This window comes from Streptomyces sp., assembly GCF_019510245.1.
Taxonomy (GTDB): Bacteria; Actinomycetota; Actinomycetes; order Streptomycetales; family Streptomycetaceae; genus Streptomyces.
Window position 1 is genome coordinate 1 of record NZ_JAEKKT010000441.1, and the last position, 7693, is coordinate 7693.

Below are 7693 nucleotides of genomic sequence, written 5' to 3' on the forward strand. Positions count from 1 at the left end.
GCACGGACGGTGGACTCGGACCGCAAGCACCTCACCTCGGTGCTGCGGGAGGCGGCCGCCCATCCGGGCACCGCGCTGATCGAGATCTACCAGAACTGCAACATCTTCAACGACGGCGCCTTCGAGGCCCTCAAGGACAAGCAGCAGGCCGAGGAGGCGGTGATCCGCCTCGAACACGGAAAGCCGATCCGCTTCGGCGCGGACCTCTCCAAGGGGGTCGTGCGGGACGCGGCGACCGGCGACCTGAAGGTGGTCACGGTGACCCCGTCGAACGAGGCGCAGATCCTCGTCCACGACGCACACTCCGCCTCCCCGACGACCGCCTTCGCCCTGTCCCGCCTGGCCGACCCGGACACCCTCCACCACACCCCGATCGGGGTCCTCCGATCGGTGGACCGCCCGGTGTACGACACCCAGATGGCGGACCAGCTGGACGCGGCGATCGAACAGCACGGCAAGGGGGATCTGGGGGCGCTGCTGGCCGGCGGGGACACCTGGACGGTCGTGGGCTGACCTGAGCGCGACATGGGGAGGGCCCGGATGCGACTCGGCATCCGGGCCCTTTCCCGTTATGCGTCGGGGATGTCCCGCTTGGCACGCAGAAGGGTGTCGCGGGTGATCACGACGATTCGCTCGTAGTCGGCGCGAGCGGCATCGGCCGGAAGCAGCGCGTCCAGTTCCTCGGTGCGGTCGGTACCGATGACCGCGAAGCTGCCGTCGCTCAGCTCGAAGAGGTCCGGACAGGTTTCCATCGTTCCGCTGCCCCGCAGCTTGGGTGGATCTCCGAGACGGCGAACGATGTTCACTGACACCTGGGGGCTCCCTCTGCGCATCCCCTTCTCGCCCCCGGCCGCCCGGCCGTGTCGTTGGAGCCGGGACACCCATGCCCGCCGAGCGACAGCGCAGGATCAGCACGCGGCGGAGAAGAGCCACTGGATCTGACGGAAAAGTGCCGACAGACGCGCGCGAGCCGCGTCGCGGCGGCGTCACACCGCATTCGGCCGACCGTCACAGAGTGCCACATGTCTGGGGAATTCTGTAACTTCCTGTAACCATGTCGCCCTGTGTCCATATCCGTAAGTCGGCTGCATGCCCCCACCGACAAGTCGACAGTCGCCCTCAAGCGCCGTCAGGACCCGTGAGACCCGGATCCGGCCCTACGATCCACCACTCCTCGGGATCGTCCGCCAGTTCCTCGATCAGCACGTCGACGACCTCACCGATACGCGCCTCCGTCGATTCCGTGGGCAGGGACCTGCGGTGCTCCTCGGTGCGGTCCCAGTACTCGGCGAACAGTTCGTTGCGACACAGCACGCGCAGATGCCCCACGAGTTCGTCCCAGGTGTACACCCCGACCCGGTGCGCCAGCAGCAGACTTCCGTACTCGCGGTTGGCGAAGATCATCTGGCGCCGCTTGACCTCGGAAAGACCGGTCAGGGTACTCGCCGCGTCAGCCAGGGAGGGGTCGTTGATGGCCCGGTCCATCTGCTCCAGGCTGATCCGGTACTGCTGAATCAGGTTCGCCCGGTGAATCTCCTCGGTCATCAGCCTGAGCTGACCGAGCAGTTCCAGCAGGATGGCCTCCTGGCGTCGACTGCGGGCCCCCCAGGCGAAGAAGGCTCGCATCAGGCCGCGCCCAGAAGCGACAGCAGAACCGATCCTGCTGCGGCGGACGGCCGGAGTCTGTGTGGCCATGTCAAGGCATCCCCCTGGATCCGGTGACCGTGCGCCGAGAAGTGGCATGGCGGGTCGGGGCACGGTGGGCGTGGGCACTCCGCATCCAGCGTGCCCGTCGACTCAAGTCGGCGTGGGAGGCGGAGAGGGGGCGCATGGGTGGACAGGGCTCGCATGTCGGTCAACGCCCTGATACATGTGTGCCCCCTGGCGCCGTGTACATGCCCTCAGTCGGCCCGCTCCGGCGTATCACCCCTGCTCAGAGGCCCTCTTCCGCGCGTCGTACCCCTCCCGCGCCTCCTGCACCGCCGCCATCCTCTTCGCGGTCCACTCCGCCAGCCCCCGTACCTGTTCCGCCGCCTCGCGGCCGAGGTCGGTCAGCGAATAGTCGACCCTCGGTGGGATCACCGGCTTGGCATCCCGGTGGATCAGGCCGTCGCGTTCGAGGGTCTGGAGGGTCTGCGTGAGCATCTTCTCGCTGACGCTGCGACCCTGGCCCCCGATCGCGCGCCGCAGTTCGCTGAAGCGGTGCGGGCGGTCGAGGAGTTGGATCAGGACCAGGACGCCCCAGCGGCTCGTCACGTGTTCCAGGACGAGGCGGTGGGGGCACATCGCTTCGCCCGACACCGCCGGGGCGTTCATCTCAGCACTTACCGACATGCCAGTACCTTACTTCAAAGTGGGTACTTTCGCAGAGTTAGCGCTTCACCTATGGTTAGTGCCACCGCACCCCACAAGGAGATCGCACATCATGAGCATCGTCGTCACCGGAGCCACCGGACACCTCGGCCGCCACGTCGTCGAGCAGCTGCTCGAGAAGGTCCCGGCCGAGCAGATCACCGCCGTCGTGCGCACCCCGGAGAAGGCCGCCGACTTCGCCGCCAAGGGCGTGACCATAGCGGTCGCCGACTACAACAGCCCCGAGACCTTCGACAAGGTCTTCGCGGCCGGCGACAAGGTGCTGCTGATCTCCGGCAACGAGTTCGACAAGGGCCGCCCCGCCCAGCACCAGGTCGTCATCGACGCCGCCAAGGCCGCGAACGTGGCGCTCCTCGCGTACACCAGCGCCCCGGGCAGCCTCACCGCCGCGCTCGCGGACGACCACCGGGCCACCGAGGAGGCGCTCCTCGCCTCCGGCGTGACCTACTCGCTGCTGCGCAACGGCTGGTACAACGAGAACTACACCGAGAACCTCGCCCCCGCCCTGGAGCACGGTGCCGTGGTGCAGGCCGCCGGCGAGGGCCGCCTCTCCAGCGCCTCGCGCGCCGACTACGCGGCCGCCGCCGTGGCCGTGCTGACCGGCGAGGGGCACGAGAACACGACGTACGAGCTGGGCGGCGACGAGCCCTGGGGCTTCGCCGAGTACGCGGCCGAGCTGAGCCGGCAGACCGGCAAGGAGATCGCCTACAACGCCGTTACAACGCCGTCCCCGTCGACACCTTCATCGAGATCCTGACCGGCGCCGGGCTGCCCGGCCCCTTCGCCGCGATCCTCGCCGGTGTCGACGCCTCCATCGAGAAGGGCGAGCTGGTCGTCACCTCCGGCGACCTGTCCCGCCTGATCGGCCGTCCGGCCACCCCGATCGCCGAGTCCATCGCGGTGGCGCTCAAGGGCTGACACTCCCCGACGGCCCCTGGGACCACCACCCCCGGCTGTCATGACCGTATAGCGATACGGGCATGACAGCCGGGGGTGCTCGGCGTTACCTTCTTGCAGGCGAGGACAGTGCGAGGAGGAGAGTCCGTGAAGTCGAGGGGCGAGCGGCACATAGGTCTGCTGAACGGCTTCGCCGCGTACGGGATGTGGGGGCTCGTGCCCCTGTTCTGGCCGCTCCTCAAGCCCGCCGGGGCCGCCGAGATCCTCGCCCACCGGATGGTGTGGTCACTCGTCTTCGTGGCCGTCGCGCTCCTGGTCGTACGGCGCTGGGCCTGGGCCGGTGAGCTGCTGCGGCAGCCCCGGAAGCTGGCGCTGATCACCGTGGCCGCCGCCGTCATCACCGTGAACTGGGGCGTCTACATCTGGGCCGTCAACAGCGGTCACGTGGTCGAGGCCTCGCTCGGGTACTTCATCAACCCGCTCGTCACCATCGCGATGGGTGTGCTGCTGCTCAAGGAGCGGCTGCGGCGCGTGCAGTGGGCGGCGGTCGGGATCGGGGCCGCCGCGGTGCTCGTCCTCACCGTCGGATACGGCCAACCCCCGTGGATCTCCCTCACCCTCGCCTTCTCCTTCGCCACGTACGGCCTGGTCAAGAAGAAGGTCAACCTCGGCGGGGTCGAGTCGCTGGCCGCCGAGACCGCGATCCAGTTCCTGCCCGCGCTCGGCTATCTGCTGTGGCTCGGCTCGCGGGATGACCTCAGCTTCGCCTCCGAGGGCCCGGGGCACGCGGCGCTGCTCGCCTCGACCGGCATCGTCACCGCGCTCCCCCTGGTCTGCTTCGGCGCGGCGGCGATCCGCGTGCCCCTGTCCACGCTGGGACTGCTCCAGTACCTGGCCCCGGTCTTCCAGTTCCTGCTCGGCATCTTCTACTTCCACGAGGCCATGCCGCCGGAGCGCTGGGCCGGGTTCGCGCTGGTCTGGCTGGCGTTGACGCTGCTCACCTGGGACGCCCTGCGCACCGCGCGGACGCTCAGGAGGGAGATCAGGACGCCCGGCACCACCATGACGACGGGCACCGTCAGCGCCGCACGGAAGGCGGAGAGCCTGGCCTCGGGCCCGGAGTCGCCGGCCTCGCCCGGCGCCAGGCCGTAGACCGCCGTCACCGCGGCGATCCCGGTCGCCGAGCCGAACCGGATCGCCGTGTGCGGCCACCCACTCGCGAGGCCCTGCCCGGCCTCGGCGCCCCCGTCCGCCGCCACGATCGTCAGCGGCCCGTACGGCGGCGCGAAGGCGGTGCCCGCGATGACCAGCGTCGGCAACATCGCCAGGTGGCCCCTTCTTGCCGTCGAGGGCCGAACGGCCTACCACCGGCGAGCCGCGGAAGTCGTTCAGGACACTCCCGGACCTCATTCGCGGCTATAAGTGGCTCCATGACGCAGACCACACCCGCACCCCTGCACTGGAAACTGGTCGTCGACGCCGGCGACCCGCACGCCCAGGCCGACTTCTGGGCGGCCGCGCTGCCACTACGTGACCGAGGACAACGACGCGCTCGTCCAGCGGCTGCTGGAGCTCGGCGCGCTGCCGCGCGAGGCCACCGTCGAGTACCACGCGCGCCTCGCCTTCCGGGACCTGATCGCCGTACGGCATCCCGACGACCCGTACGACAAGGACAGCGGCACGGGTCTCGGCCGGCGGCTGCTGTTCCAGCGGGTACCGGAGGCGAAGACCGTCAAGAACCGGCTCCATCTCGACGTGCACGCCGGCGACGGACAGCGGGCGGCCGAGGTCGAGCGGCTGACCGGGCTCGGTGCCAGCGTGCTGCGGGAGGTGAAGGAGCAGGGCGGTGAATGGGTGGTGATGGCGGATCCGGAGGGGAACGAGTTCTGCGTGCAATGAGCCCATGACGCGGCGGAGTCCGTTATGCGAACGGGCGTGACCGGATTCCGCCCTTGACGGTGAGTCAACCTCAGCTTCACCATCCAGGCACCCATTCGCTGTGGAATCCCTGTGACTTCAGGGACTTCCCATGGAATTCGGAGCCCCCCACATGAAGCTCTCGGTTCCCGGACGCGTCACGGCCACCGCCGTCGTCGCCACCGTCTCCCTCCTGGCCGGCGGATCCATAGCCGGCGCGGCCCCCGCGGGACAGCCCGCGGTGGCCGCGGCCCCGGACATCCCGGTGGCCAACGTGAAGGCGCATCTGACCCAGCTGCAGTCCATCGCCACCGCCAACGGCGGCAACCGCGCGCACGGCCGCGCCGGTTACAAGGCCTCGCTCGACTATGTGAAGGCCAAGCTGGACGCCGCCGGATTCACCACGACGGTCCAGCAGTTCACCTCGTCCGGCCGCACCGGCTACAACCTGATCGCGGACTGGCCGGGCGGCGACACCAACCAGGTGATCATGTCCGGCTCGCACCTCGACAGCGTGACGGCGGGCGCGGGCATCAACGACAACGGGTCCGGTTCGGCGGCCGTACTGGAGACCGCGCTCGCCGTGTCCCGGGCCGGCTACCAGCCCACCAAGCATCTGAGATTCGCCTGGTGGGGCGCGGAGGAGCTGGGCATGGTCGGCTCCCGTTCCTACGTCAACGGCCTCTCCACCGCCAGCCGTTCACGGATCAGCGGCTACCTCAACTTCGACATGATCGGCTCGCCGAACCCCGGGTACTTCGTCTACGACGACGACCCGGCCATCGAGAAGACCTTCAAGGCGTACTACGCCGGCCTCGGCGTCCCGACCGAGATCGAGACCGAGGGCGACGGCCGCTCCGACCACGCGCCCTTCAAGAACGCGGGCGTGCCGGTGGGCGGGCTGTTCAGCGGGGCGGACTACACCAAGACGGCGGCGCAGGCGGCCAAGTGGGGCGGTACCTCGGGGCTGGCCTTCGACCGCTGCTACCACTCGTCGTGCGACACCACGGCCAACATCAACGACACGGCCCTGGACCGCAACAGTGACGCGGTGGCGTACGCGGTGTGGGAGCTGTCGCAGTAACAGGCCTGCCGGGCTACTGGTCCGCGTTCCGCGCGCGTTCCGCGAGGCGGAGCATGCGGGCGCGGGCCGACTCCAGCTTGTCGGGGTCCTCGGCCGCCGGACCTTCTCCCGCGGCCAGGTCCGTCCACAGGGTGAGCAGGTCGCGGCCGAGTTCCAGGCCCCGCAGCGGATCCCGTACGGCCTTCCACGCGGTGGCCGCGCTGTGTACGTTGCCGTAGGCCGCCTCGGCGTCTCCGGCGCGGTGGTGGATGCCGGCCAGGTCGAGGGAGATCTCCGCGGCGCGGACCGGCTCGCCGCCCAAGTAGGCGATGTAGGCGGCGAGTTCACGCACCCGCAGCACATCGGGATGCTCGGCGCCCAAGGTCTCGGACGCCTCGCCGACCACCCGCTCGGCCAACTCGGCGGCAACGTCCGTCCGCCCCTCGCGCACCGCCTCACTGATTTGCCCGACGGGTTCCGCGAGGACGGCGCCGTCCTCCACCACCAGCCCCTCCCCCATCACGGCCTCGGCCACGGCGTCGAACCCCCGTACGGGGGTCGGCTTGGGACCGGGGTCGTCCAGGAGGGGGACGGGATCGATGAGCGGGGCGGCGGGACGAGGGGCGACGGGGCGAGAGGTGGGCGAGGCCGACGGAAGCGGCTGCGGCACAGCGGCGAAACCGGCCGTGGGCAGGGGCCTGGGCTCGGGCACCGAGGCGCTCTGCGGCCCGGCGGCGGGGACTGCGTCCGACGGCGGCCGGGCCGGTGTCGGAGCGGGGTCGGGCAGGAGTCTGGGCTCGGGCACGGACGCCGAGTCACTTGGCGGCAGGAGGGCCGGGACGGCGTCCGACGGCGGCGGGGCCGGTGTCGGAGCGTCGGGCTGCGGCAGGGGCCTGGGGGTGTAGGCGAAGTCGGTCGGTGACAGCGGGGCCGGGGCCGGGCTCGCGTCCATGACGGGGGGCGGGCCGAACTCGCCCCTCGGGGGTGCGACCGTCCCGGGGGGCTGAGCCGGCGCCGGGCCGGTGCGGCGAGGGTGCGGCAGCTGTCGTAGGACCTGGGTCGGGGCCGGTTCGGCGTCCGTCGGCTGCGGCTCGGGCACGTTCCGCAGCCGGAACGTGGGGGCCGGGTCCCGTGTGGGCTCGTCGAGTGACCGCGGGAGCTGCGGGGGCTCCTCGTCCGGGCCGGCGCCTGCGGACGGCCAGGGCGTGGGCGCGGACTTCTCGCCCGCGCCGACCGCCGGACCCTCCGGCGGAGCCATCCGTACCGGCTCCGCGGTGAAGCGGCTGGAGCCGTCCGTCGTGACTTCCAGCGGGACCACGTACCCGATGCGGGCGTCGTGGATCGTGGCGTGGACGGGGTTGCCGCTGGTGCGGGCGAGATGGTGGAGGTGGGTCAGGACGGTCTGGTGGAGTTCCTCGCCGGGCGGCGCGGTGACCGGTGTTC

Annotated in this window: 6 protein-coding genes and 3 pseudogenes; 5 read left to right on the plus strand and 4 right to left on the minus strand. The window is 70.6% G+C overall.

What is annotated here, in order from left to right; all coding sequences use genetic code 11:
• Nucleotides 1-513: pseudogene (locus JF597_RS53610) on the plus strand (2-oxoacid:ferredoxin oxidoreductase subunit beta); the annotation flags it as partial.
• A 56-nt stretch (nt 514-569) separates the two neighbouring features.
• On the opposite strand, the gene JF597_RS53615 reads toward JF597_RS53610, so the two are convergent.
• The 3 genes from JF597_RS53615 to JF597_RS53625 form a co-directional block, all read right to left on the minus strand.
• A complete protein-coding gene (locus tag JF597_RS53615; protein ID WP_266518571.1) occupies nt 570-806 on the minus strand; it encodes a hypothetical protein in 237 nt (78 codons plus the stop codon).
• 313 nt (nt 807-1119) lie between these two features.
• Nucleotides 1120-1695 carry a DUF6082 family protein gene (locus tag JF597_RS53620; protein WP_294014320.1) on the minus strand — a complete coding sequence of 192 codons (576 nt, stop codon included), beginning with the start codon at nt 1693-1695 and terminating at the stop codon, nt 1120-1122.
• A 228-nt stretch (nt 1696-1923) separates the two neighbouring features.
• Nucleotides 1924-2334, minus strand: a complete 411-nt coding sequence (locus JF597_RS53625) for a helix-turn-helix domain-containing protein (RefSeq protein WP_294014321.1) — start codon at nt 2332-2334, stop codon at nt 1924-1926.
• Nucleotides 2335-2425: 91 nt separating this feature from the next.
• On the opposite strand from JF597_RS53625, the pseudogene JF597_RS53630 reads away from it, so the two are divergent.
• The 4 genes and pseudogenes from JF597_RS53630 to JF597_RS53645 all read left to right on the plus strand — a co-directional run bounded on the left by JF597_RS53630 (nt 2426) and on the right by JF597_RS53645 (nt 6271).
• Nucleotides 2426-3291, plus strand: a pseudogene (locus tag JF597_RS53630) (SDR family oxidoreductase).
• 126 nt (nt 3292-3417) lie between these two features.
• Complete coding sequence (gene rarD / locus JF597_RS53635; protein WP_294014323.1) at nt 3418-4422, plus strand: EamA family transporter RarD; 1005 nt, start codon at nt 3418-3420, stop codon at nt 4420-4422.
• Nucleotides 4423-4700: 278 nt separating this feature from the next.
• Nucleotides 4701-5169, plus strand: a pseudogene (locus tag JF597_RS53640) (VOC family protein).
• 151 nt (nt 5170-5320) lie between these two features.
• Nucleotides 5321-6271 (plus strand): M28 family metallopeptidase, encoded by a 951-nt coding sequence (locus JF597_RS53645; RefSeq protein WP_069762911.1) that lies wholly within the window; start codon nt 5321-5323, stop codon nt 6269-6271.
• 13 nt (nt 6272-6284) lie between these two features.
• Here JF597_RS53645 and JF597_RS53650 read toward each other — a convergent pair.
• A partial coding sequence (locus tag JF597_RS53650; RefSeq protein WP_294014325.1) for a hypothetical protein occupies nt 6285-7693 on the minus strand: 1409 nt, incomplete at its 5' end.

Bases quoted from the DNA above. Each gene is read 5' to 3' on its own strand.
- JF597_RS53645 (WP_069762911.1), top strand. From the start codon at position 5,321: ATGAAGCTCTCGGTTCCCGGACGCGTCACGGCCACCGCCGTCGTCGCC.
- JF597_RS53620 (WP_294014320.1), bottom strand. From the start codon at position 1,695: ATGGCCACACAGACTCCGGCCGTCCGCCGCAGCAGGATCGGTTCTGCT.
- JF597_RS53625 (WP_294014321.1), bottom strand. From the start codon at position 2,334: ATGTCGGTAAGTGCTGAGATGAACGCCCCGGCGGTGTCGGGCGAAGCG.